Annotated in this window: 20 protein-coding genes, 2 tRNA genes and 1 other RNA gene; 13 read left to right on the top strand and 10 right to left on the bottom strand. The window is 66.5% G+C overall.

Going from position 1 to position 24,106, the window contains the following annotated elements; translation table 11 throughout:
* Nucleotides 1–37 precede the first annotated feature (37 nt).
* The gene (locus ACHAAJ_RS05040) at nt 38–1,249 is read right to left on the bottom strand and encodes a PucR family transcriptional regulator (protein ID WP_435726850.1); all 1,212 of its coding nucleotides are present in this window, start codon (nt 1,247–1,249) and stop codon (nt 38–40) included.
* 133 nt (nt 1,250–1,382) lie between these two features.
* Nucleotides 1,383–4,124 carry a pyruvate dehydrogenase (acetyl-transferring), homodimeric type gene (aceE, locus tag ACHAAJ_RS05045; protein ID WP_435726851.1) on the bottom strand — a complete coding sequence of 914 codons (2,742 nt, stop codon included), beginning with the start codon at nt 4,122–4,124 and terminating at the stop codon, nt 1,383–1,385.
* Between the two features lie 344 nt (nt 4,125–4,468).
* Between aceE and ACHAAJ_RS05050 the strand changes: the two genes are divergently transcribed.
* From ACHAAJ_RS05050 to ACHAAJ_RS05070, 5 genes are all read left to right on the top strand, one after another.
* Nucleotides 4,469–4,885 (top strand): DUF3052 domain-containing protein, encoded by a 417-nt coding sequence (locus ACHAAJ_RS05050; RefSeq protein ID WP_435726853.1) that lies wholly within the window; start codon nt 4,469–4,471, stop codon nt 4,883–4,885.
* A 9-nt stretch (nt 4,886–4,894) separates the two neighbouring features.
* Entirely contained in the window at nt 4,895–5,398 is a 504-nt protein-coding gene (locus ACHAAJ_RS05055; protein ID WP_435726855.1) for a redoxin domain-containing protein, read from the top strand.
* A gap of 52 nt (nt 5,399–5,450) precedes the next feature.
* Nucleotides 5,451–5,526 (top strand) — tRNA-Val (locus tag ACHAAJ_RS05060).
* 159 nt (nt 5,527–5,685) lie between these two features.
* Nucleotides 5,686–7,122 carry an NADP-dependent phosphogluconate dehydrogenase gene (gene gnd, locus ACHAAJ_RS05065; protein ID WP_435726857.1) on the top strand — a complete coding sequence of 479 codons (1,437 nt, stop codon included), beginning with the start codon at nt 5,686–5,688 and terminating at the stop codon, nt 7,120–7,122.
* Between the two features lie 79 nt (nt 7,123–7,201).
* Nucleotides 7,202–8,206: an aldo/keto reductase family protein gene (locus tag ACHAAJ_RS05070; RefSeq protein WP_435726859.1), complete on the top strand. Its 1,005-nt coding sequence runs from the start codon at nt 7,202–7,204 to the stop codon at nt 8,204–8,206.
* A gap of 91 nt (nt 8,207–8,297) precedes the next feature.
* Here the strand turns inward: ACHAAJ_RS05070 and epsC are convergent, their stop codons facing one another.
* From epsC to msrA, 3 genes are all read right to left on the bottom strand, one after another.
* Nucleotides 8,298–8,882 carry a serine O-acetyltransferase EpsC gene (gene epsC, locus ACHAAJ_RS05075; protein WP_435726861.1) on the bottom strand — a complete coding sequence of 195 codons (585 nt, stop codon included), beginning with the start codon at nt 8,880–8,882 and terminating at the stop codon, nt 8,298–8,300.
* A gap of 49 nt (nt 8,883–8,931) precedes the next feature.
* Nucleotides 8,932–9,867 (bottom strand): cysteine synthase A, encoded by a 936-nt coding sequence (cysK, locus tag ACHAAJ_RS05080; protein WP_435726862.1) that lies wholly within the window; start codon nt 9,865–9,867, stop codon nt 8,932–8,934.
* An 89-nt stretch (nt 9,868–9,956) separates the two neighbouring features.
* Complete coding sequence (gene msrA / locus ACHAAJ_RS05085) at nt 9,957–10,508, bottom strand: peptide-methionine (S)-S-oxide reductase MsrA (RefSeq protein WP_435726960.1); 552 nt, start codon at nt 10,506–10,508, stop codon at nt 9,957–9,959.
* Nucleotides 10,509–10,639: 131 nt separating this feature from the next.
* On the opposite strand from msrA, the gene ACHAAJ_RS05090 reads away from it, so the two are divergent.
* The gene (locus ACHAAJ_RS05090) at nt 10,640–11,557 is read left to right on the top strand and encodes a Nif3-like dinuclear metal center hexameric protein (protein ID WP_435726864.1); all 918 of its coding nucleotides are present in this window, start codon (nt 10,640–10,642) and stop codon (nt 11,555–11,557) included.
* A 69-nt stretch (nt 11,558–11,626) separates the two neighbouring features.
* A complete protein-coding gene (locus ACHAAJ_RS05095; protein WP_435726866.1) occupies nt 11,627–12,373 on the top strand; it encodes a zinc ribbon domain-containing protein in 747 nt (248 codons plus the stop codon).
* A gap of 40 nt (nt 12,374–12,413) precedes the next feature.
* On the opposite strand, the gene ACHAAJ_RS05100 is transcribed toward ACHAAJ_RS05095, so the two are convergent.
* A complete protein-coding gene (locus tag ACHAAJ_RS05100) occupies nt 12,414–13,187 on the bottom strand; it encodes a YaaA family protein (RefSeq protein WP_435726868.1) in 774 nt (257 codons plus the stop codon).
* A gap of 101 nt (nt 13,188–13,288) precedes the next feature.
* Here ACHAAJ_RS05100 and rnpB point away from each other — a divergent pair.
* From rnpB to ACHAAJ_RS05115, 3 genes are all read left to right on the top strand, one after another.
* An RNA gene (rnpB, locus tag ACHAAJ_RS05105) (RNase P RNA component class A) lies at nt 13,289–13,658 on the top strand.
* 403 nt (nt 13,659–14,061) lie between these two features.
* A complete protein-coding gene (locus ACHAAJ_RS05110; protein WP_435726870.1) occupies nt 14,062–14,406 on the top strand; it encodes an acyltransferase in 345 nt (114 codons plus the stop codon).
* Nucleotides 14,407–14,601: 195 nt separating this feature from the next.
* On the top strand, nt 14,602–16,071 hold the full coding sequence (locus ACHAAJ_RS05115) for a glyceraldehyde-3-phosphate dehydrogenase (RefSeq protein WP_435726872.1): 1,470 nt from the start codon (nt 14,602–14,604) through the stop codon (nt 16,069–16,071).
* A 73-nt stretch (nt 16,072–16,144) separates the two neighbouring features.
* On the opposite strand, the gene def is transcribed toward ACHAAJ_RS05115, so the two are convergent.
* The 3 genes from def to orn form a co-directional block, all read right to left on the bottom strand.
* Nucleotides 16,145–16,717, bottom strand: a complete 573-nt coding sequence (gene def / locus ACHAAJ_RS05120) for a peptide deformylase (protein ID WP_435726874.1) — start codon at nt 16,715–16,717, stop codon at nt 16,145–16,147.
* A gap of 56 nt (nt 16,718–16,773) precedes the next feature.
* Nucleotides 16,774–16,849, bottom strand: a tRNA-His gene (locus ACHAAJ_RS05125).
* Nucleotides 16,850–16,991: 142 nt separating this feature from the next.
* Complete coding sequence (gene orn, locus ACHAAJ_RS05130; RefSeq protein WP_435726876.1) at nt 16,992–17,606, bottom strand: oligoribonuclease; 615 nt, start codon at nt 17,604–17,606, stop codon at nt 16,992–16,994.
* 532 nt (nt 17,607–18,138) lie between these two features.
* Here orn and mptB (ACHAAJ_RS05135) point away from each other — a divergent pair.
* The 3 genes from mptB (ACHAAJ_RS05135) to ACHAAJ_RS05145 are packed head-to-tail and all read left to right on the top strand — an operon-like array spanning nt 18,139 to nt 22,592.
* Complete coding sequence (gene mptB / locus ACHAAJ_RS05135) at nt 18,139–19,653, top strand: polyprenol phosphomannose-dependent alpha 1,6 mannosyltransferase MptB (RefSeq protein ID WP_435726878.1); 1,515 nt, start codon at nt 18,139–18,141, stop codon at nt 19,651–19,653.
* On the top strand, nt 19,654–21,261 hold the full coding sequence (mptB, locus tag ACHAAJ_RS05140; protein ID WP_435726880.1) for a polyprenol phosphomannose-dependent alpha 1,6 mannosyltransferase MptB: 1,608 nt from the start codon (nt 19,654–19,656) through the stop codon (nt 21,259–21,261).
* The gene (locus ACHAAJ_RS05145; RefSeq protein ID WP_435726882.1) at nt 21,258–22,592 is read left to right on the top strand and encodes a glycosyltransferase family 87 protein; all 1,335 of its coding nucleotides are present in this window, start codon (nt 21,258–21,260) and stop codon (nt 22,590–22,592) included. Before mptB (ACHAAJ_RS05140) ends, ACHAAJ_RS05145 begins: the two co-directional genes overlap by 4 nt.
* Here the strand turns inward: ACHAAJ_RS05145 and ACHAAJ_RS05150 are convergent.
* Nucleotides 22,583–24,055 carry a DUF2079 domain-containing protein gene (locus tag ACHAAJ_RS05150; RefSeq protein ID WP_435726884.1) on the bottom strand — a complete coding sequence of 491 codons (1,473 nt, stop codon included), beginning with the start codon at nt 24,053–24,055 and terminating at the stop codon, nt 22,583–22,585. The genes ACHAAJ_RS05145 and ACHAAJ_RS05150 overlap by 10 nt on opposite strands.
* Between the last annotated feature and the right edge of the window lie 51 nt (nt 24,056–24,106).

The following is a 24,106-nucleotide window of genomic DNA, read 5'->3' on the forward strand; positions in this document are numbered from 1 at the left end:
CGCGGCACCAAGGTCCTGGGGGTGGTTTGTAGGTATCCTACAACGGTTCGGAGTGGTCCAGTCTGCCCACGACGAGTGCCGTCTGCAGCACGAAGGCCTCCCGTGGGATCAGCGGATCCCATCCGGTGACGTCGCAAACGCGCTTGAGGCGATAGCGCACGGTGTTCGCATGGACGAAGAGTTCGCGGGCAGTTCCCTCCAGCGAATGCCCCAACGCGAGGTAGCTGGACAGCGTCTCGATCAACCCGTTGCCGGCGCCGAGTAGCGGGTCGTAGATGTTCCTTGAGAGGGAGGAGCGTGCCGCGGCGTCGCCGTTCATGATGCGTTCCGGCCAGAGGTCCTCTGAGGAAACGGGCCGGGGGACCAGGGGCCAGGCGCACGCCGCTGCGATGCCGGCGAAGGCGGCATGCGCGGATTCGGCGGCCTCGCGCAGGCTCGCGGCCTCGGGTCCGTACACGACGGGCCCGGCTCCAAAGAACTCGCTGAGTTTCGAAAATCCCGTGTCGCGTTCGCCGACGCCACCGAGCATCAGGATCAACCGGTCGCCCTGGATCCCCACGAGGCAGTCCTTGGCGTGGCGGAGGCCGGCGCGACGCAGGTCGCCCACGAATCCGGCATTGGCCACCTCCGGCGCTGTTCCCACCATGATGAGTATGCCGCTGTGCGACTCCCACCCGACGGCGGCGACGCGGGACCGGAGTGCGTCCGGGCTTTCGCCGCGCAGCACCGCGTCGACCACTAGGGCCTCGAGCCGGCTGTCCCACGCGCCGCGGGACTCGGCCGCGCGGGCGTAGACGTCTGCGGCGGCGAACGCCACTTCGCGGGAGTAGCGCAGTACCGCCTCACGGAGTTGCACCTGTTCGGCCTCGGGCGCGAGGTCTGGGACCTGGCTCTCGACGACCTCGACGATGGTGCGGATGAGTTGGAGGGCCTTTTGCAGGCTGATCGAGCGTGTCAGCTCGCTCGGAGCCGCCCCGAAAACATCCGTGAGGACCCACTGCGGCGACGAGGGGCGCTCGTACCAGGTGACGAAAGAGGCGATGCCCTTCTGTGCCACGAGACCCAGTGCCGCCCTCTCCTCCGGACGCAGGCCCCGGTACCAGGGCAGCGACTGGTCGAGGTGCTTGAGGGCGACGGTGGACAGGACGCCGAGGTGGGACTTGAGCCTCTGCAGCGTCTCCGGGCTGGCCTTCGGCTGCCGCACGGGCCGGATGCGGGGGACTGCGGTGCCCGGGCGCTCTTCACTCATCCATCGAGGATACGCACCTTGCCCCACGAGCGCATTTTGTGCGAACACTACAAAACGACGGCGGCCCCTCGACTCCATGCCGGTGCATGGGGTCGAGGGGCCGCCGTCGTCTGCCGTCGCCGTCGCCCGGGATCTAGGAGTCCCCTCCGGCGTTGCCGGACGTGCCCGCGTTGACGTCGTTCAGGCTGTACTTCTCGAAGGCCTTCGCCCCGGCATCGGCGTCGACCTCGCCGCGCCGTGCCAACAGCTCGAGAGCCCGCACCACGACGCTGTGCGCGTCGATCTTGAAGAACCGCCGGGCCGCCGCACGGGTGTCGGAGAAGCCGAAGCCGTCCGCACCCAGGGTGGCGAACTCGTTGGGCAGGAACTGGCGGATCTGGTCCGGGACGGCCTTCATGTAGTCCGTCACGGCCACGATCGGGCCCGTGGCACCCGCGAGCTGTTGGGTGACGAATGGGACGCGTGCCTCGGAGCCGGGGTTGAGAAAGGCCTCTTCCTCGGCGGCCAAGCCATCGCGGCGCAACTCCGTCCAGCTGGTGACGGACCAGACGTCCGCGGACACGCCCCAGTCCTCGGCGAGGATCCGCTGGGCCTCGATGGCCCACGGCACCGCGACGCCGGACGCGAGCAGCTGGGTTCGGGGTCCGTCGACCTTTGCCGGCGCGGCAAGGTAGATGCCCTTGACGAGGCCCTCGACGTCGACGTCCTCCGGTTCGGCCGGCTGGCTGATTGGTTCGTTGTACACCGTGAGGTAGTACATGACGTTCGGATCCTCGTGCTCGCCGCCGTACATGCGCTCCAGGCCGGCCTTCATGATGTGGCCGATCTCGTACCCATAGGCGGGGTCGTACGTGATGACGGCCGGGTTCGTGCTGGCCAGGATGGGCGAGTGCCCGTCCGCGTGCTGCAGTCCCTCGCCGGTGAGCGTGGTTCGTCCGGCGGTCGCGCCGATGATGAAGCCGCGGGTCATCTGGTCCGCGGCCGCCCAGAAGGCGTCGCCCGTACGCTGGAAACCGAACATCGAATAGAAGACGTAGATCGGAACCAGCGGTTCGCCGTGCGTGGCGTAGGACGTTCCGGCGGCGGTGAAGGCCGCCACCGCCCCGGCCTCGTTGATGCCGGGGTGCACGATTTGGCCGCTGATGGACTCCTTGTAGGCCAGGACGAGGTCCCGGTCCACGGACAGGTAGTTCTGGCCCTTGGGGTTGTAGATCTTCGCCGTCGGGAAGAACGAATCCATGCCGAAGGTGCGCGCCTCGTCGGGAATGATCGGAACCACGCGGGTGCCGAACTCCTTGTCGCGCATCAGGTCCTTGAGCAGGCGGACGAACGCCATCGTGGTGGCGGCCTGTTGCTTGCCGGATCCGCGCTTGGCGACCTCGTAGGCCTTGTCGTCCGGAAGGTGGACGCTGGCTCGCTTGCCGCGCCGTTCGGGAACAGATCCGCCCAGGTCCGCGCGGCGGTCCATCATGTACTGGATCTCGGGCGAATCAGCACCAGGGTGGTAGTACGGCGGAAGGTACGGATCGGCCTCGAGTTGCTCGTCCGTGATGGGGATGCGCAGGTGGTCGCGGAAGGCCTTGAGGTCATCCAGCGTCAGCTTCTTCATCTGGTGGGTCGCGTTGCGTCCCTCGAAGTGCGGACCCAGTCCGTAGCCCTTGACCGTCTTGGCCAGGATGACGGTCGGCTTGCCCTTGAACTCGGTGGCTGCCTTGTAGGCGGCGTAGACCTTGTTGTAGTCGTGCCCGCCGCGCTTGAGGTTCCAGATCTGCTCGTCGGTGAGGTCCGCGACCATTTCCTTCGTCTCGGGGGACTTCCCGAAGAAGTGCTCGCGCACGAATCCGCCGGACTCCGCCTTGTACGTCTGGTAGTCGCCGTCCGGGGTCTGGTTCATGATGTCGACCAGGGCGCCCTGTTTGTCGTTGTCCAGGAGCGAGTCCCACTCGCGGCCCCACACGACCTTGATGACGTTCCAGCCGGCTCCGCGGAAGAACGCCTCCAGCTCCTGCATGATCTTGCCGTTGCCGCGCACCGGTCCGTCAAGGCGCTGCAGGTTGCAGTTGATGACGAAGTTGAGGTTGTCCAGCTTCTCGTTGGCCGCCAGCTGGAGTAGGCCGCGCGATTCGGGCTCGTCCATTTCGCCGTCGCCCAGGAACGCCCAGACCTGCTGGTCCGAGGTGTCCTTGATGCCGCGGTTCTGCAGGTAGCGGTTGGACTGCGCCTGATAGATCGCGTTCATCGGACCGATGCCCATGGACACGGTCGGGAACTCCCAGAACTCCGGCATGTTGCGCGGGTGCGGGTAGGACGGTAGGGCGTTGCCCTCCTTGGACTTCTCCTGGCGGAACCCGTCCAGGTCCGCCTCCGAGAGCCGTCCCTCCATGAACGCGCGGGCGTACATGCCAGGCGAGGCGTGGCCCTGGAAGAAGATCTGGTCGCCACCGCCCGCGTGGTCCTTGCCGCGGAAGAAGTGGTTGAAGCCCACCTCATACAGCGTGGCGGCGCCCGCGTAGGTGGAGATGTGCCCGCCGACCCCGATGCTGGGGTGCTGCCCACGGTGCACCATGACCGCCGCATTCCAGCGCATCCAGGCGCGATACCGCCGCTCGATCTCCTCCTTCCCGGGGAAGGCCGGTTCCTGGTCCACCGGAATCGTGTTCACGTAGTCCGTGGTCGTGACCATCGGCACGCCGACGCTCTTCGCACCCGCGCGTTGCAGGATGGAGCGGACAATGAATTGGGCACGCTCGGTGCCCTGGGTCTCCACAAGGGCGTCGAATGACTCGAGCCATTCGGCGGTCTCATCCGGGTCGCGGTCCGGCAGCTGGCTGGTCAAGCCGCTACGGATGTGGGAAATGTGATCGTCTTCAGCCACGTCCAACTTCTCCTCGTTACGGGTACAGCGTGGGGCGAGCGGCGGGTTCCTCCCGGGAGTGGAAACTCGTCGCGGCGGCTCGGCCGCCTGGTGGTACGCCGCCGACTCGTGGTCGCGCGTGCCTCCACGACACTCTAATGGGCTGGCGGGCGTCATGCGTAGCCGGACGCCCGCGGGGCGGGCGAATGAGTCGCGCACCGGTTACGCGTAGCATTACGCGTGGTTGAATGCATCATCGTCGGCCAATCGACACTTTTGACGGCGTGTCAAGGGGGTCCCGCTTGATGGCGGGGAACAAAAGGTGTTGGCTGGTGGTGACGCCAACCACTAGTAGGAGGAGAAACGTGAGCGACGCCGGAGCGGCTAACACCGCGGCTGTGGGCAAGATGGGCTTCAAGGACGGAGACCTGATCCAGGAGCTGGGGTATGACGACGACGTCGATTACGATCTGCGCGACGCCCTCGAGGAACTGACGGGCAGCGAACTGCTGACTGAGGAAGACCACGACGTGGTGGATTCGGTCCTGCTGTGGTGGCGGGACGACGAAGGGGATCTGGTGGATGCCCTGATGGATTCACTCACGACCCTCGGCGAGGACGGCGTCGTGTGGTTGATGACGCCCAAGTCCGGCAGGCAAGGATATGTGCGCCCGGCCGAGATTCTCGAGGCCGCGCCAACGGCCGGCCTCCATGTGACCACCAGCGAGGGTGTTTCCGCCGACTGGGCCGCGTCCCGTCTGGTGGCCCGGCGAAAGAACTAGGTGTTTCCTGTGCCCGGTCCGGAGGAGCTCGATCGCGCCGGAGTTCGGCGGCCCGGCGTCGGGGACCGTGCCCCGGCGTTCTCGCTGGAGAACCAGTTCGGCGAATGGGTCACGGGATCCAGGCCAGGCGCCGACGCCTTCTTCCTCGTGTTCTACCCGTTCGCTTTCAGCCGGGTTTGCACGGCGGAACTCGCCGATCTGGAGACAGTTCGCAAGGATCTATCGGCACGCGGGATTCGGCTGTTCGGTGTTTCGGTTGACCACAAGCACGCGCTCCGCGCGTATGCGGAGGACCTCGGCATCGGGTTCGATTTGCTGTCCGACTTCTGGCCACATGGTGCCGCCGCGCGCGCATTCGGATGTTTCGACGAGGAGCACGGGCGCGCCACGCGTGCCACTTTCCTGGTCGCCGGGGGGCGGGTTGCCGCGCGCTTCGACAGCCCCGTCGGGCGTTCCCGGAACTTGTCCGACTACCGTGCCGCGGCGGACGCGCTTGGCTCTTCGCTCCCCTGACGCGCGACGATTGGCGCCCTGCGGGGCGGCCCGGTAGGGTAGGGCGTCGCAAGGGTCTTTAGCTCAGCTGGTAGAGCGCCACGTTTACACCGTGGATGTCATCGGTTCGATCCCGGTAGGACCCACCAGCTGGAAAGTCTCCGCATCAATGCCACGGCAATGATGCGGGGACTTTTTTTCTTATGTGTCGGGCGTCTTTCTGCGCCCGAGGCGGACGCGGTACTAGGCTGGATGCCGAACCCCGCCCGCTTCGGGCCCACACCCCGCTACTTGGAGGAACTCCCAGCATGCCTGCACAGATTGGCGTCACCGGCCTGGCCGTTATGGGCGCGAACCTCGCCCGGAACTTCGCCCGCAACGGCTACACGGTCGCCCTGCACAACCGCTCCGTCGAGAAGACCGACGCCCTCCTGGAGGCCCACGGCGGCGATGGTGAATTCATCCGCACGGAGACGCTCCAGGAACTCGTGGACTCCCTGGAGACCCCGCGCCGAGTCCTGATCATGGTGAAGGCCGGCAAGCCCGTCGATTCCGTGATCGACCAGCTGGTGCCGCTCCTCGAGGAGGGCGACATCGTCATCGACGCCGGCAACTCGCACTACGAGGACACCCGCCGCCGCGAGGCCGCCTTGGCCGAAAAGGGCCTCGACTTCGTCGGCGTCGGCGTCTCCGGCGGCGAGGAGGGTGCCCTGCTGGGCCCCTCGATCATGCCCGGCGGCTCCAAGCGCTCGTACGACGCCCTCGGACCGATGCTCGAGAAGATCTCGGCGAAGTACGACGGCGAGCCCTGCTGCCGCTGGGTGGGCACTGACGGTGCCGGCCACTTCGTGAAGATGGTCCACAACGGCATCGAGTACGCCGACATGCAGGTCATCGGCGAGGCCTACGACCTGCTGCGCTCCGCCGCCGGGATCGAGCCCGCCGAGCAGGCCGGCATATTCCGCGAATGGAACAAGGGCACCCTGTCGTCCTTCCTGATCGAGATCACGGCCGAGGTGCTGGGGCACGTGGACGCCAAGACCGGCCGTCCGTTGGTCGACGTGGTGGTGGATTCCGCGGGCCAGAAGGGCACCGGCCGCTGGACCGTGGTCTCCGCCCTGGAGCTTGGTTCGCCCGTGTCCGGTATCGCCGAGTCGGTCTTCGCCCGCGGCCTCTCGTCGCAGCGCGAGCAGCGCGCCATTGCCCAGGACGTCCTGTCCGGGCACGAGGCGCAGGTCGATGTGCCGGAGAACTTCGTCGAGGACGTGCGCCTGGCGCTGTTCGCCTCCAAGCTGGTCAGCTACGCGCAGGGCATCGACATGCTCGGCTCCGCCGCCGCCGAATACGGATGGGAGTTGAACCTGAAGGAGATCGCCTCGCTGTGGCGCGCCGGGTGCATCATCCGCGCTGAGGTCCTGGACGACATCATGAAGGCGTACGCGGGGGAGTCCGCGCCGAAGAACCTGCTGTTCGCCCCGGCCTTCGCCGGGGCCATCGCCGAGGCGTTGCCGGCTTGGCGGCGGGTGGTCGCCACGGCCGTGCAGATCGGCATTCCGGTGCCGGTGTTCTCTGCGTCGCTGGCCTACTACGACGGACTGCGCCGCGATCGCCTCCCGGCCGCGCTGACCCAGGGCCTGCGCGACCTGTTCGGCGCGCACACGTACCAGCGCATCGACGCCGAGGGCACGTTCCACACGCAGTGGAGCGGCGACAGGTCCGAGGTTTCGGCCGTCGATACCCACTAGGCGCACGCGTAGCAACAGGACGACGCCGGAACCCGCGTTCCGGCGTCGTTTGTCGTTGGTTGCCCCTTAGGCTGGAGGCATGGACTATCGATACCTCGGGAACTCTGGCCTCAAGATCACCGAAATCACCTACGGCAACTGGCTGACACACGGTTCGCAGGTGGAGAACGACGTCGCCGCGGAATGCGTCGCGGCGGCGCTGGACGCCGGCATCACCACATTCGACACGGCCGACGCCTACGCAAACGGCGCGGCCGAAGAGGTGCTGGGGAAGTCGTTGGCCTCCGAGCGGCGCGAGTCACTCGAGATCTTCACCAAGGTCTACTGGCCGGTCGGGCCCAAGGGCCCCAACGACACCGGGCTGTCCCGCAAGCACATCATGGAGGGCATCAACGGGTCGCTCCGGCGCCTGGGGATGGACTACGTGGATCTCTACCAGGCCCACCGCTATGACCACGAGACGCCCCTTGAGGAAACCATCCAGGCGTTCGCCGACGTCGTGCGGTCCGGGAAGGCCCTCTACATCGGTGTCTCCGAATGGTCCGCCGACCAGTTGCGCGCCGGGCAGGAGCTTGCCAGGGAGGCGGGTTTCTCGCTGGTGTCGAATCAGCCGCAGTATTCGGCCCTGTGGCGGGTCATCGAGGCGGAGGTTGTCCCCGCTTCGGAGGAACTCGGCATGTCGCAGGTCGTCTGGTCGCCGATGGCTCAGGGAGTGCTGTCCGGCAAGTACCTTCCGGGGCAGCCCGCGCCCGCCGGGAGCCGCGCGATGGACGAGAAGGGCGGGAAGAACACGATCTCGCGGTTCATGGACGACGATGTGCTTTCGCGTGTGCAGAAGCTCCGGCCCATCGCGGAGGAGTTGGGTCTGGAGATGTCGCAGCTGGCGATCGCATGGGTGCTGCAGAACCCGAACGTGGCCACCGCGCTCGTGGGCGCCTCGCGGCCGGAACAGGTCGCCGAGAACGTGAAGGCCGCCGGGGTGCGCATACCGCGGCCCGCGATGGAAGCCATCGATGCGGCCCTCGACGGTGCCGTGGAGCGGGATCCGGCCAAGACCGTCAGCCCGGAGACCCGTCCGGCCTGACCGGCGGACGGGTACCTTGCCGGCCACACGGTAAAAACGGGTCCGGATGGCGCATGGCGCGCCTTCCGGACCCGTTTCCGAGCTGGTGTTCCTAGATCCACATGGCGGGATCGATGTATTCGGCCGGATCGACGGCCGGCTTGTGCTCCTCCGGCCTGCGCGGGCGGTTCGTCGCCGGGATCCCGGTGATGCTGGAGTCCGGAGGCGCGTCCTTCACGACCACGGCGTTGGCTCCGATGGCCGAGTCGGCTCCGATGACGATGGGTCCGAGTACCTTGGCGCCGGCACCGATCACCACACGATCCCCGATGGTCGGATGGCGCTTGACCTTGGCCAGGGAGCGGCCACCGAGGGTCACGCCGTGGTAGATCATGACGTCGTCCCCGATTTCGGCGGTCTCGCCGATGACGACGCCCATGCCGTGGTCGATGAAGAACCGGCGCCCGATCGTGGCTCCCGGGTGGATCTCGATGCCCGTGGTGAAGCGCGCTGCCTGCGCCAGCAACCGCGCAGGCAACCGCAGGGACGGGTTCTGCCAGAGCCGATGCGTCAGGCGGTGGACCCAGATCGCGTGCAGTCCCGAGTAGGCGAGCGCGTTCTCGGCATTGCCCCGGGCGGCCGGATCGTGGGCGCGCGCACCTTCGAGGTCTTCCTTCAATCGGGAAAAGAAACTCACACCGTGCCTTCGTTGGTTCGGGGCCCCGTGGGACTGGTCGCCGGGCTGTCTAGCCGCGGATGTCGTCGTAGAGGAGTGTCGAGATGTAGCGCTCGCCAAAGTCGCAGACGATTGCGACGATCAGCTTACCTTCGTTCTCCGGGCGCTTGGCCAATTCAAGGGCGGCCCAGACGATGGCCCCGGAGCTGATGCCGCCCAGGATGCCCTCCTCGGTGCCGAGCGCGCGCGCCGTGGTGATCGAGTCCTCGATGCTGGCGTCGAACACCTCGTCGTACACCTTGGTGTCCAGGATTTCGGGCACGAAGTTGGCGCCAAGGCCCTGGATCTTGTGGGGGCCCGGGTTGCCGCCGTTGAGGATGGGGGAGTCCTTGGGCTCGACGGCCACGATCTGCACGGAGGGTTTGAGCTCCTTGAGCAGGTTGCCCGCGCCGGTGATGGTTCCGCCGGTGCCCACGCCGGACACGAAGATGTCCACTTGGCCGTCCGTATCGTCCCAGATCTCCTGGCCGGTCGTGGCCCGGTGGACTTGCGGGTTGGCCTCGTTGGCGAACTGCTGCGCCCAGATGGAGTTTTCGGTCTCGGCGACGATTTCCTTCGCTTTCTCGACGGCTCCACGCATGCCCTCCGAGCCGGGTGTCAACACGATTTCGGCGCCGTAGGCGCGCAGCATGACGCGGCGTTCGGTGGACATGGTTTCCGGCATGGTCAGAATGACCTTGTATCCGCGTGCCGCGCCGACCATCGCCAGTGCGATGCCAGTATTCCCCGACGTGCCTTCGACGATGGTTCCGCCGGGCTTCAGGGCCCCCGCACGCTCTGCCGCGTCGACGATCGCGACGCCGATACGGTCCTTGACGCTGTTCGCAGGGTTGTAGAACTCCAGCTTGGCTACGACCGTGCCCGGCAGCCCCTCCGAAAGTCGGTTCAGACGAACCAGCGGGGTCCGCCCCACCAGTTCCGTGACGTCGTTGTGGATCTTGCCCATGAGTGTCTCCCTGATCTAATCAATGTCGTGGGGCCCTACCGCACGACAGCCTAATCAATCCCGCGGTTTCGCCCGGGTTCACGGCGGCCCTAGAGGTCGGCGGGCGTCATGTCCAGCCATTGGGAGTAATCTTTACGGGCCTTCGCCAGTTTTGGATTGATTATTACGCGGCAGTACCCCTCCCAAGGGTTTTTGGCGTAGAAGTCCTGATGCACGTCCTCCGCCGTGTGGAAGCGCGGTGCGCGCGTCACCTCCGTGACGATCGGATCGGACCAGTTGGCCTGGTTCCGCTCCACGGCCCTGCGGAACAGATCGCGTTGTTCGCCGTCCAGGTAGAACATGGCGGAACGGTACTGTGTTCCGACGTCGTGGCCCTGGCGGTTGAGCGTGGTCGGATCGTGCGTGGCGAAGAAAATGTCCAGCACGACGTCGGCAGGCACGGTTTCCGGATCGAACGTCACGGCCACCGCCTCGGCATGGCCGCTGGTGCCGCTGCATACCTCGCGGTAGTGGGGACTTGGGGTGTGGCCGCCTAGGTAGCCGGACACCACGTCGGCGACCCCGCGGATCTTGCGGTAGACGGCGTCGAGGCACCAGAAACATCCACCCGCCAGAATGAACGTCTGCGGCCGGCTGGGCATGGTCGGTTGCGTGTCAGTGGAAGTGGTCACGATGTGTTCAATGCGTTCGGGAGCGCAAAGATTCCCGGTGCGCCCCAAAACACTCCGGGGCGGTGGGGTGGCGCGGGCGCGGGCCGGTCTACGGTAGAGGCATGCAGAACGATGATTCAGCGGTTCCGGAGGGCGACGCAGACGTCGCGAACGCAGGGTCGCGCGAGGCTTCCGAAGAGGGCCTTCCCACTCTTGGCGATGTCATGCTCGCCATTGAGGAGCTATGGCCGGAGTCGTTGGCCGAGGGCTGGGACGCCGTGGGGCTGGTGGCCGGACGGCCCGAAAAAACCGTGAAACGGATAGTCCTCGCCGTCGATCCCACGCTCGAGGTGGTCAGCGACGCCGTTTCCCGCGGGACGGACCTGCTCATCACGCACCACCCGTTGCTGCTCAAGCCCGTCAACGGAATCGGGGCGACATCCGCCAAGGGCGAGGCCGTGCACCAGCTGATCGAGGCCGGTTGCGCCCTGGTCACAGTCCACACCAACGGCGATGCTGCCGTGGGCGGGGTTTCCGACGTACTGGCCGACATCGTGGGTCTGACGAATGTCGAGCCGCTCTCACCGTCGTCGACCGGCCTCCCGGAAGAGGGAATCGGGCGTGTGGGCTACCTGGCCAAGCCGTTGACGCTGGGCGACTTTGCTGCGCGCGTGTTCGGTGCGCTGCCCGCGGTTGCGGGCGGCGTGCGGGTGGCGGGGGACCGCCTGGGGCTGGTGCGGAAGGTCGCGGTATGTGGTGGCGCGGGCGACAGTTTGTTCGACAGCGTTCGCGAGTCCGGTGCGGACGTCTACGTGACGGCGGACCTGCGCCACCATCCGGCATCCGAGGCGCGCGAGTCGGCGGTGGAGGGCCGGCCGTACCTCATCGACGTCTCGCATTTCGCCAGCGAATGGTTGTGGCTGCCGGCGGCGGCGGAGGCACTGGGCAACGTGCTGGGGGACCAGGACTACGCCGTCGACATAGCTGTCAGCGGGATTAACACCGACCCTTGGGATTTCATCCTGACGCCGGGTGGCTGACTGCCACACTAGGCTGGGGTATCAGCGCATCGTCGGGCGGTTGTCCGACGCCAAACTTCGGAGGCATCCATGGCCAAGGCCCCGCAAAGCCAACAGCACAAGCTGTTGGAACTCCAGTCCCACGATTCGAAGCTCACCAAGATCCACCGGCGCGCGGCCGAGTTGAAGACCGATCCTGCCGTGGCGGCGGCACTCGCCGACCGGCGCGATGCTGACGCTGCGCGGGAGGCCGTGGCCGCCGAACTCGAGGACGCCAAGCGCGCGCTGGCGGCGTCCGAACACGAGGTCGAACGCGTCCAGTCGAAGATCGAGAAGGACCAACAGCGCATCGAAAGCGGCAAGGGCACCGCCCGGGACATGATGGCCCTGCAGCACGAGATCGAAACCCTCCTGCCGCGCAAGGCCCACCTCGAGGACACTGAACTGGAATTGATGGAGGCCCTAGAAGCGGTTGCCGACCGTCACTCGGAAGCGTCCGCCGCGGCAGTCCGGGCGGCGGACGTCCTCGCCGGGGCCGAAGGCGTCCGCGACGCCGAACTGGCTTCGCTTGCGAGCGAGCGCGAGGACATCGCGTCTCGGCGCTCAGAGCTGGCCGCATCGATCGACCCCGGTCTCCTGGCCGTTTACGAAAAACGGTTGGCACAGCACGGGGTGGGGGCGGCGCGTCTCTACCACGGCACATCGGAGGGATCGGGCATGCGATTGGCCGCGGGGGACCTCGCCGAGATCAAGGCCGCGGCCGAGGACGACGTCGTCTTCTGCCCAGACTCCGGATGCATACTGGTGCGCTCCGACGAGTGGAACTCGGCGGCCTAAGCGGGCGCCGCCGTCGCGGTGTAGTGCGGGCGACCTTCGGCTACGCGTGGTCCTCCGGCAAAACGATGTTGAGCTGGTGCGGCTTTCGGTCGGTTCCGGGCACCAGATCGGCCTCCCACTTTTCGCGCGTCGCGTCCAGAAGCGCGGAGGGCGTCGCCGGGGTCCTCCCGGGTCGTGTCAGCAGGTGGCCCGCCAGTGCGCCGCGGGTGTGCTTGGCGAAGTGTGAAACGACCTTGAGCTGACCCTTCCGGCGCTGGTACACGTTGACCGCGACGGCATGGATGGGATCCGGGTGCCACGCTGCTGCGTAGGTGCTGGAACGGCAGTCGACCACGAGCCGGCCCGCTGCCCGGGGTGCAAAGTGCGCGTCCAGACGTGGCCGCCACCAGGCGGCGAGACGTCCGGTCTCCGGCAGCGATACGGACATCGAGAGCCGGTACGCCGGGATCCGGTCCGCGAATCCCACGGCTCCCCACAATGCGGAGACCACGACGACGGATTCGTCCGCCCTGCGTCGCTGCGCTGGCTTCATGCTCGCGTAGCCGAGCGCCTCGTACAGCACGCCTGTGTAGACGGTGTGCGCGGGAACTGCCGGTTGCGTCCTCAGCTGGCGGTTGCGGGCAACGTCGGCCGCCAGGGATGCCCCCACGCCGAGAAGCTCATGCGCGTCCGCCCGGGCCGACGCCGAGGCCAAGGCATCCAGTACGTGTTCGCGGTCCGCGGCGAGACCGGGGAAGCTCAGATCCTCCAACTCGAACGGTTCGCCGGAGTCGGCGGCGTGTTTGCCTTCGGACGGGGGGAGGAGGATCAGCACGCCCCGTAGCCTATCCGGCACATGTCTCCTCCGGCGAAAGTGCCGGTGCGGGCGCGTGCGTGGCGTGGCCGTCCCGGGTGGCCGGTAGAGTGTCATGCGGATGGGTCGGCTGGACGGTCGCGTGTCGCTTCGGCGGCCCGAGGAACGTCCGGGCTCCACGGAACAGGGTGGTGGGTAACGCCCACTCGGGGTAACCCGCAGGCCAGTGCCACAGAAAAGAAACCGCCCGCTTCGGCGGGTAAGGGTGAAACGGCGGTGTAAGAGACCACCAGCGGTCCGGGTGACCGGGCCGGCTAGGTAAACCCCACCCGGAGCAAGGTCAGACAGGTTGCGCCACGAGGGCTGTTCGCCCCAGTAACCGGGTAGACCGCTCGAGGCCAACGGCAACGTTGGCCCTAGATGGATGACCGTCACCGGTTCCCGGGTAACCGGCTACCGGAACAAAACCCGGCGTACAGGCCGGCCCGTCCACACATCGCCTGCGTCGTCGAGTCGCCCGGGCGCATTTGCCGCCGCCGGGGGCGCTCGTCCGCGGCGATGTTCCCCGCCGAACACCCTCGTTGGAGGCGTTCCTGCCCGGCACATACGCGCATTGCACTAGGGCGGCGTAACGGCCTGGCCGCGTCGCGCATCGACTGACGCGTGTCATGATTATTCGATGTTTCGGTTAAAAAGACGTGTCGCAGAACTCGAGTCGACTGTTGAGGAGCTCCGTCGTGAACTGGCCGCAGTCCGGAAGCCGCGTTCATACCGCCCGACTCCCGGCGTCAAAACCGGCCGGGGGGCGCGCATACACCCCACTTGCGAGCTCGTTGCCAGCGGCGGTCGCGACATCGTCGTTGGCGAGCGCACGCTGATACGCAGGAACGCTGAGATGGTGGGTCCAATCACGATCGGCGCGGGATGCTCCTTCAACCGTGATGCCTATGTGCGTGCGAACGTGACAATCGGCAACAACGTCAACATCGGTGCCTTCGCGCGGATCATCTCGGATAGCCACCAGCTCAGCACTGCGGAACGTCGCGCGGGCGTCGTGACTTTCCCCGGTATTGTCATCGGAAACGGCGTCTTCATCGGAGCGAGTGTGACGATTCTGGGCGGGGTCACCATAGGCGACGGTGCCGTGGTCGCGGCCGGCTCCCTCGTTAATAAGGACGTACCCGCCAACACCGTGGTCGGCGGGGTGCCGGCCCGGCCTCTACGCACGCTGGTGGATTAGGCGAGGTCCCCGCACCTCCTGTGAGTGAGGTCACCCGCGGCCACGCGGAGGGGAGCCTTGGAGCGCCTAGAATGGGAGGCGGGGTCCTGCCCCAGGGGAAAGATCCTGATACCCCGATCAACCGTATCTGCAATGGTGCTTTCACGGTGCCAACCGGCCAGTGGATCCCGGCCGGCTGAATTGGAAGGACAACAAGTGACCCAGCAGTCTGTCGCCGCCCTGAATGAATGGAGCGGACGCGAAGAACTCGCCGAGGCCATGATTCCGCTCATCGGGCGTCTGTACCGCAAGAACAACGTGGTGACGTCGATCTACGGACGAAAGCTCATCAACAAGTCGGCCATCGACATCCTCAAGGCCCACCGCGTGGCCCGCCACATCGACGGTGCCGAACTGCCACTAGAGGACACGTTCCCCCTGCTCGCCGCCTTGGACAGCCTCGACCTCGGTGCCGTGTCCGTTGACCTCGCACGCCTGGCCCGCAAGTACAAGAACGCGGCGGACGGCGCAACGCTCAAGGACTTCCTGCTCGCCGAATTTGGCGCGAAGGTCGGTGCCGCCGGAGCCACCGACGCAGAGCCGGTCGACGTTGTTCTCTACGGATTCGGCCGCATCGGGCGTCTGCTTGCCCGCATTCTGATCGAACGCGGTGGCTACGGATTGCGCCTGCGCGCCGTCGTGGTCCGCAGCGGGGGGGAAAACGACCTCGTCAAGCGCGCGTCGCTGCTGCGCCGCGACTCGGTGCACGGCCCGTTCGAGGGATCCATCACGGTGGACCACGAGAACAACACCATCCTTGCCAACGGGACGCTTATCCAGGTCATCTACTCGAACGACCCGTCGACGATCGACTACACGGAACACGGCATCAACAACGCGATCGTCGTGGACAACACCGGCCGCTGGCGGGACCGCGAGGGGCTGTCCCAGCACCTCAAGTCCAAGGGTGTCTCCCGGGTGCTCCTGACGGCACCCGGCAAGGGCGACCTGAAGAACATCGTGCACGGCATCAACCACAAGGACATCACCGCGGACGACGCCATCGTCTCAGCCGCGTCCTGCACGACCAACGCGATCACTCCGGTACTCAAGGCCCTGAACGACGAGTACGGCGTCGCCCACGGCCACGTCGAGACGGTCCACTCGTTCACCAACGACCAGAACCTGATCGACAACTTCCACAAGGGTGACCGCCGCGGACGCTCCGCCGCGCTCAACATGGTGATCACCGAGACGGGTGCCGCCAAGGCCGTCTCCAAGGCGCTTCCGGAGTTCGAGGGCAAGTTGACGGGCAACGCCATCCGCGTCCCCACCCCGGACGTCTCCATGGCCATCCTCAACCTGAACCTGGAGAAGGAGACCACCAAGGAGGAGCTCAACGCCTACCTCCGCCAGACGTCGTTGACGTCCGAGCTGCACAAGCAGATCGACTACATCGATTCCCCGGAGGTCGTATCCACCGACTTCATCGGCTCCCGGCGCGCCGGCATCGTTGACGGACTGGCCACCATCGCCACGGGGAAGAACGCCGTCGTCTACGTCTGGTACGACAATGAGTTCGGCTACTCGTGCCAGGTGGTTCGCGTGATCGAGGAACTCGCCGGCACGCACCCGCTGGCGGTCCCCGCCGTTGCGGCGGCCGACCATGAAACCGTCACGGCCTAATCCAGCCCAACGCGCAAAAGCGGGCCCGCCGGAGACATCCTCCGGCGGGCCCGTCGTGTGTTGCCGGGCGTTGCTAGTGCCCGAACGGGTCGGGGTCGACACCGGGCATCCAGCTGATTCCCGGCACGCCCCACTCCAGCTGCTTCTTGGCCTTTTTCCAGCGCCGGGCCCATTTGTCGTTGAGGCGATCGACGTAGAGGTAGCCGTCCAGGTGGTCGTACTCGTGTTGGACAACGCGGGCGAACCAGTCGGTCGCCTCGAAGTCCACGGCCCCGCCGTCGGCGTCGAATCCCTGAACCCTGGTGTACTGCGCTCGCTTGAGCGGAAAGGCGAGGCCGGGCGCCGACAGGCAACCCTCGGATTCGTCGTCCGGGTCCGGCTGGGCGCCGGACACCTTCGTCAGCGTGATCCGCGGATTGACCACGACGCCACGGGGCGGGACACCGTCGTCGTTCACGAACTCGTAGGTGAAGAGCCGCAGGCCGACGCCGATCTGCGGCGCGGCGAGCCCGACGCCGTTGGCGGCGTCCATGGTGTCGTACATGTCCGCGACAAGTTCACGAAGCTCCGCGTCGAATGCGGTGACCTCCGTGGCGCGGCGATGGAGCACTTCGTCCCCGTAGACGACGATCGGACGGACGGACATCTGCTGCCTTCCTGTGACATGGAAGAGCCGCCCCGGACGGATCCGGGGCGGCTTGTTGGGGTGAGTAACGGGGCTTGAACCCGCGACCTTCTGGACCACAACCAGACGCTCTGCCAACTGAGCTATACCCACCATTGCGCCTCGCGACGCCGTGCCGTGGGACCGATTCCGAGGAACCTGCCTTGCGGGCAACGGATACTAGTTTACACACTTTCCGAGGCTTCGGCGTCACTTCGCGCCGGGTGTGGCACACAACACACGAACGCTCCGCAGGCTAGTCGCCGCGGGTTCCCACGATGCGGCGGGAGATCTCCTGGGCCGTTTTGCTGTCCGGACCGGGAGCGGGCACCATCACGGCCTCGCGGTAGTACCGCAGCTCCTCGATGGAATCCCGGATGTCGCCCAGCGCGCGGTGTCCTCCGGTCTTCGGCGGAGCCTGGAAATAGGCGCGGGCATACCAGCGGCGGGCCAGCTCCTTGATCGTGGAGACGTCGATGACGCGGTAGTGGAGGTGGTCAATGACGCCCGGCATGTCACGGACCAGGAAGTTGCGGTCCGTTCCCACCGAGTTGCCCGCCAGCGGAGCCTTGCCTGGTTCCGGCACCCACATGCGGATGTATTCGAGGACCTGTTCCGTCGCCGTCTCGAGATCGACACCCCGATCCAGGACCTCCAGCAACCCGCTATCGGTATGCATGCCGCGAACGAAATCGCCCATTTGCTCGAGCGCTCCGGGCTCCGGGCGGATGACGACGTCCACGCCCTCGCCCAGGATGTTCAGTTCGGGGTCCGTGACCAGGACGGCTACTTCTATGAGGGCGTCGGCCTGCAGGCTCAACCCCGTCATCTCGCAGTCGATCCAAACGATGTTTTCAGCGGTAATAGGCACCACGTCAATGTACCGGAAAGGAGGACCGTAGGGTGTCCTAGCCTCGTTCGCTGCCCACCGTTCGCCCGGCCGTGCCACTCAGGAGCCACAAGGCCACGAAGACGACGGCGCTTGTCGCCGCCGCTGCGGCGGCACCCGCTGCGGGAAGACCGAGAGCCGGTGACGCAACCCCAAGCAACACGGAGACGAAGAAGCCCCAGCCCAAGAGGCCCGTTTGCCGCGGGGTCTCCGACGCCCGTGTCGAGCGCTGCCCACTGCTTGCGTGCCGTCCCATGATCCGTCCCCCGATGTTCAGCATGCCGTGTCGGCCCGTCGCCTCCGTCTATCAGCGTAGGCGGGGGAGCGGGCAACGAGCGGGTATGCCGCACCGAAACGCGTCGCAGACCCGTTCCGATGCGCTGCGTGGCCCCAGTGCTAATATCGGGGGAGGTTTTTACGGGTCTGCCATGCCCCGCGCGCCCGGCCGTCTCAGAGGCCAACGGGGGCGTCGGCGGCCGGCGGACCAACAATCGAGGGAAAAGGGCCGCAGCGAATGAAGGTCGCCGAGACCGGCATGGGGGCCGGCCGCACGTTCGGCACCGGCTCGGGAACGCTGGTCCACGGACTGGTTGGATCGCTTCTGGTGCTTTTGGGTTCCTTCGGGGTCGGCTGGCTGGCCTCTGTGTCCCCGCTCAACCGCAATGGATTGCTCATCGCCGTGCGCACCGAGCAATGGGGCGTTGTCGCCTCCACAGTGGTGTTGACCGTCGGCTGTTGGGTCATGTTCCGGGCGTGGCTGCGGCTGGGTCAGGTTCTGGCCGGCTGGCCCGACGGGTCCCTGGCGACGGTCCGGTGGGCGTGCCTCCTCTGGGGAACACCGCTGTTGCTGTGCCTGCCGATCTTCAGCCGGGATGTGTTTGCCTACATCGGTCAGGGACGGCTGGTTTCCGCTGGGCAGGACCCCTACCAAGACGGCATCTCCACACTCTCCAACTGGTTCCAGCTAGGTGCGGACGTCACCTGGGCGGAATCGGAGACGCCCTACGGGCCGTTGTTCCTGAGCATTGAACACCTGGTGAACCAAACTGTGGGATCTTCGCCGGACCTGTCGGTGTTCCTCTACCGGCTCGTGGCCTTCGCTGGTGTGGTGGTCTGTGCCGCCTACATTCCCAAGCTGGCCTCGCTGCACGGCGTGTCCGGCGCCAAGGCATTGTGGATCACCGTGCCGAACCCGTTGTTCCTCATTTCGTTCATTGCGAGCGCCCACAACGACGGGCTGATGATCGGGCTCGCCGTCGCGGGCACGTACTACGCTGCGACCGGCCGGGGGATACTCGGCGTCGTGCTGGTCACGGCGTCCATCGGCATCAAACCGATCACCCTGGTCCTGCTCCCCTTCATCGGGCTCCTATGGGCCGGGCCGGGCGCCGGATGGGGTCGGCGCATCGCCTATTGGTGCTACACCGCTGGCCTTTGCCTGGGGATCATGGCCGTGATCGGTTGGGCCAACGGCTACGGGTTCGGCTGGCTCGCCGTCATGCTGGGCACCGGCTCGGGAAGCGTCTTCTTCGCGCCCTTGGGGATCCTGTCAACGTTCTTCCAGGGGGCTTTCGGGGCACTGGGGATGGAGACCGGTTGGGTCCTGCCGACCCTCAAGACCGTGGGCAGGCTGGCCTCTGTGGCCGTTGTGTTGATCCTGGTGTTCAAGGGCAGCCACAGCCACCTGGTGCAGCGGCTGGCCTTGGCGTTCTCCGCGATCGTGGTCCTTTCCCCGATTATCCAGCCCTGGTACATCCTTTGGCTCCTTCCTTTCTTCGCGGCCACCGGCATCCGTGACGACTGGCAGATCGTCTGGGTCTACTTCACCGTCGCCTTCTTCGTGGCCTTCGGAGCGGCGGACCAGATCTTCATCTGGCAGTTCCTCGGGGTCCTTGATCCGTGGGTCAAGCACCTTTCCACCGCAATCTCCTGGCTGGCCATGGCCTATCTGGCGTTTGTGGACCCGCGCACGAAACACTTGTTCCGCGGGTTTTGGACGTCCATCCGGCCGCCCAAGGCCGCGGCCTAGATGGCGTCCGAATCGCCGTCCACCGGTGGGGCGACACGCGGCCTCCGGGCGAGGGCAACCGCGTCGGTACAGGACCTACGCCAACGCCTGGGGCACTTGCCGGTGTTGCGCCGCCTCGCCGGTGGCAGCGAGCTGGACACCGGCGTCGCTCTGGCCCAGGGACTGGTGGCCTCGCTCATGATCCTGATCGGGTCCTGGGGGGTGGGCTGGCTCGCGACGACGCAACAGTCGGTGTTCGCGCGCACCACGTTCCTGAATCCGCTTCGCGTCGAGTCCGCGGGGGTCGTCACCTGCACCGTCCTGCTGGCGCTGGGCTCGATGCTCCTCTGCCGCGCCTGGCTCCGTCTGGGGCAACGCGGCGGTCCGCACGGTTGCGCATCACTGGCCGCGGTGCGCAACGCCGTGCTCCTGTGGACTGCCCCGCTGATGCTGACGTTTCCGGTTTTCAGCCGCGACGTGTATTCGTATCTGGGGCAGGGGAGGCTCATGCATTCGGGGCTGAGCCCCTACGAGAACTGGATCTCCCAACTTCCCGGATGGTTCGCCCAAGGGTCCGACAGCCTATGGGCCGAGTCGGCTTCCCCCTACGGACCGCTGTTCCTGATGGCCGCCCGCGGCGTCTACTACGTCACCGGAGGGGTGCCGGAGGCGGGTGTCGTCATCTTCCGCCTGTTTGCCGTCGGCGGCGTCTTGCTGTGCCTTTATGCGCTGCCCAGGCTGGCCCGCCACCTCGGCTCGGACGCCACCTGGGCGGTCTGGGTTACGATCGCCAACCCGCTGTTCCTTTTGAACATGGTGGCGGGGGTCCACAACGACGCCGTCATGGTTGGGGGGCTGCTCTACGGCTTCCTTCTGGTGTACCGCGGGCATCGGTTCGGCGGCGTCCTGGCGGTGGGGATCGCGATCAGCATCAAGCCCATCGTGGTGTTCGCGCTCCCGTTCCTCGGCCTCGCCATGCTCGGGCGCGACGCGACGCTGCGGAAGAAACTCGGTGCATGGCTTTACACGGCCGCCGTGGCCGGTGCGGCGACGACCTTCTTCGGATGGGCATCGGGCCTGTGGTTCGGCTGGATCAAGGCGGCGGCCACCGCCGGTTCCGCGGCGTTCCCCTACGCGCCGGTGGGGTTGCTGGGACTAGGCATCGGATGGGTGTCGACTCTCGTGGGGGGAGACCTCGACACGACAGCCAACGCCGTCTACGCCCTCTTCAAGATCCTGATGGTGGCGTTCATCGCCTGGCTGGCGGTGCGCCGCACCACGGGCCCCCCCGTACTGCACTGTGCCTATGCCCTGACCGCCGCGGTGGTCCTGGCCCCGATCATCCAACCGTGGTACCTGTTGTGGCTGGTTCCGCTCTTCGCGGCCAGCCGCGTGTACGACGGCGGGTGGGTGCGTTTCTGGTACCTGCTGTCCATGGTGCTGGTCCTGGTGGGCGTCGTCGACCAGGTGAGCGTTGCCCAGTGGATCAACCTGACATTGGTTCGAATCCTCGCCGGAGCCGTGGGACTGTGCTACCTCGCCTACATCGTTTTCATCGACCCGAAGACGTCATCGCTTTTCGCCCTTCGCAACAACACCCCCCGTAGAGACGGAGCCACCTCGCCGTGACCGGACCGCTGAAAACGCTCCTCCAAGCCAGACGGGCCAATCGCACCGTCGTGGTGCTCCTGCTCGCGGCGACGGCCATCGGCGGCGTCCTCGCGGTCCTCAGCAAGCAGTGGTGCCGCTCCAACGGCTGGGGCGGGGCCGAGCAGCACATCCACATGTGCTACTCGGACTTCGCGCAGCTCTTCGGCACGCGCGGGCTGGCAGACAAGCTTTTCCCCTTCTACACGGGCCTGCCGGCCGAGCAGGCCATGGAATATCCGGCTCTCTTGGCCGTCATCGCCGGGGTGGCCGCCATGCTGGTCCCCGGCACGGGGTTCAGCGCGGAACGCCAGCTCGCCTACTTCGACCTCAACTCACTGGGATCGTTTCTTTGCTGGGCCGTGATCGTCGTGGCCGTTGCCTACGCCGCGCGCAACCGAAGCCGTGATGCCCTGATGGTGGCGATCGCACCGGGCATCATCCTCACCAGCACGCTGAACTGGGATCTGTGGGCGGTGATGTTCGCGACGCTGGCCCTCTTGGCGTTCTCCCGAAACAAGGTGGTGCTGGCCGGCCTGCTGTTGGGTCTCGGGACGGCGGCGAAGCTGTACCCGCTCTTCCTCTTCGGCGCCATCCTCGTGCTTTGCTGGCGCACGGGACGCATGGGGGAGTTCTGGAAGTCACTGGCAGTGGCCGTCGCCGCATGGCTCGCGGTCAACGTGCCCTTCATGCTCACCGCCTTCGACGAGTGGTCCCGGTTCTACACCTTCTCCTCGGAACGCGAGATCAGCTTCTCCTCCATGTGGCTGGCCTTCACCTGGACAGGTCTCGACGGCGAAGGCTTTTCCCTGCTGTCCAATGGGCTTTTCGCCGTGGCCTGCCTGGGCATCGCGTACCTCGGTCTTAGCTCCGTGCGGCGTCCACGCATGGCCCAGCTGGCCTTCCTGATCGTCGCGGCCTTCCTCCTGCTCAACAAGGTGTATTCGCCGCAGTTCGTCATGTGGCTCATCCCGCTGTACGTCTTGTCGCGCCCGCGCTGGAGGGAATTCCTCGTGTGGCAAGCGGTCGAGACGTTTCACTGGGCGGCCGTCTGGCTCATGAGTGCCAAGATCGTTTCCGGCGGCGAGTTCGGCTCCGGCGGGCCCCTCATCGAGATGCTCTACGGCGCGGGGATCGCCGCGCACATGGGGATGGTGGTCTACATCGGGGTCCGGATCATCGGCGACATCCGGCGTCCCGACGACGATCTGGTGCGCGCTGGCGGTGACGACGATCCGCTGGCCGGGCCCCTGGAGGGCCTGCCGGACGCGTTCGTGCTCCCCGCGCCATCCCGGATTCGCCGTCAGTCGTAGGGCAGGTACCCGGAGCAGACCGGAGAAACGGGTTTGTCCCGGGTCAGCACCCAGATGCCGTGGTCGTCTTCCGTGACCACGCGGAACCCGAGGTCCGCGGCGCGGTCGAGTGCCTCCCGCGGCGTGAGCGGTTCCCAACCGCCGAGCTCGTCGGCGTTGAAGTCGATGATCATCCAGGTTGACAGGTCGTCGCCGATGTCGCCGTGCAGGCCGACATACGTCCGGTCCACCAGGTGGGGTACGGCGGTGTCGGCCGCCTCGACGCAGACGCCGTTGGGGATGAGGTCCACCGCCCGCTGATGGGCTTGCGCAACCACGGGCATGGACCAGTTCTGGCCGGTCAGCGTGCGCCCGAGCGGAAACACCGCGTGGATGAAGAGCGTGCACACCAGCGCCAGTGCCAACAGGAACGCCGGACCCCGGACCCGCAGCGATGTCCATCCCCTTCGGCCGATGACCTTCGCCAACACCTGGACTGCCGCCATCAGGAAGATGGGGGCCAGGATCGCATCGTATTGGTACACGGGTGCCCACGTGTTCAGCCTGTCGTTGAACAACCGGCTGAGGAGGATCGGCGCGCCGAGAATCACGTAGGGCGAGAAGAACGGCAGGAGTGCGAGAGGCACGAAACTCATGAGCCACAATAGGACCTTGAGCTCGTGGTCGAACAAGAGGACGACCGTCCTGATCGGATGCGTCAGCATGAACGCGATCGCCGCGCCGGCCGTGGGTCCCAATGCCGTGTACTGCCAGTAGGACATGGCCTCCGGCGGAGCGAACAGGGGGATCAGGACCGACGTCGTGACCACGTAACCCGCCACGCCGACGACGGCGAGGAGAATCGCTTTGCCCCACTGCCGGTGGAAGGCGAGGACCACACCGACCGCGGCCACCGTGATGCCCATGTCCTCCCGGATAAGCAGCATGGGCAGCGCAAGTCCGACGACGAGCCAATAGCGCCGCCGATCAAAGGCCCAAATCACCCAGGCCATCAGCGGGACGCCAAAAGCGACCTCGTGGAAGTCCCAGTTGACCATGGCTTGGAAGGGCCACCAGACCAACAGCGCGCAGGACGTCAAGAGCCCACCGACGTGGCCCAGGTGCCTGCGCGCGAAGAGGTAGACGGGCACTGCCGTGGACACCAGCAGCACGATCATGGCCACGTTGAGCATCCGGGGATCGGGCCACACCCAGTACAGCGGCGCCAGAAGGGCAAGAACCGGATGGAAGTGGTCGCCCAAAAGATTGAAGTCCACGCCCTTGACGGGAACGATCGGCGGACGGAACAGGGCATATTGCCGCACGGCCTGATCGAAGATGCCCAGGTCGTAGCCCTTGGCCTCGAAGTTGCGGAACCTGAGCAGGGAATGCGTCAGGTACAGCAGACAAGCAACCGCCATGGCGGAGCCGAGCTGGAGCTTGTGGGCGCGCGCGATCGGTCGGTCGGGTAGGTCCACGGGCATGGCTTCGATTCTAGCCGCGCGGCGGCGCAGTCCGGGCACGACCCCGCGCGG

It is taken from the genome of Arthrobacter arnarulunnguaqae, assembly GCF_051262515.1.
Classification (GTDB): Bacteria; Actinomycetota; Actinomycetes; order Actinomycetales; family Micrococcaceae; genus Arthrobacter_N.

What these genes read in the sequence shown, in the direction of transcription:
- ACHAAJ_RS05040 (WP_435726850.1), bottom strand. Translation starts at nt 1,249, where the DNA reads ATGAGTGAAGAGCGCCCGGGCACCGCAGTCCCCCGCATCCGGCCCGTG.
- ACHAAJ_RS05090 (WP_435726864.1), top strand. Translation starts at nt 10,640, where the DNA reads ATGCAGAACGATGATTCAGCGGTTCCGGAGGGCGACGCAGACGTCGCG.
- gnd (WP_435726857.1), top strand. Translation starts at nt 5,686, where the DNA reads ATGCCTGCACAGATTGGCGTCACCGGCCTGGCCGTTATGGGCGCGAAC.
- ACHAAJ_RS05070 (WP_435726859.1), top strand. Translation starts at nt 7,202, where the DNA reads ATGGACTATCGATACCTCGGGAACTCTGGCCTCAAGATCACCGAAATC.
- ACHAAJ_RS05095 (WP_435726866.1), top strand. Translation starts at nt 11,627, where the DNA reads ATGGCCAAGGCCCCGCAAAGCCAACAGCACAAGCTGTTGGAACTCCAG.
- ACHAAJ_RS05110 (WP_435726870.1), top strand. Translation starts at nt 14,062, where the DNA reads ATGGTGGGTCCAATCACGATCGGCGCGGGATGCTCCTTCAACCGTGAT.
- ACHAAJ_RS05150 (WP_435726884.1), bottom strand. Translation starts at nt 24,055, where the DNA reads ATGCCCGTGGACCTACCCGACCGACCGATCGCGCGCGCCCACAAGCTC.
- def (WP_435726874.1), bottom strand. Translation starts at nt 16,717, where the DNA reads ATGTCCGTCCGTCCGATCGTCGTCTACGGGGACGAAGTGCTCCATCGC.
- cysK (WP_435726862.1), bottom strand. Translation starts at nt 9,867, where the DNA reads ATGGGCAAGATCCACAACGACGTCACGGAACTGGTGGGGCGGACCCCG.
- mptB (WP_435726880.1), top strand. Translation starts at nt 19,654, where the DNA reads ATGGCGTCCGAATCGCCGTCCACCGGTGGGGCGACACGCGGCCTCCGG.
- mptB (WP_435726878.1), top strand. Translation starts at nt 18,139, where the DNA reads ATGAAGGTCGCCGAGACCGGCATGGGGGCCGGCCGCACGTTCGGCACC.
- msrA (WP_435726960.1), bottom strand. Translation starts at nt 10,508, where the DNA reads ATGCCCAGCCGGCCGCAGACGTTCATTCTGGCGGGTGGATGTTTCTGG.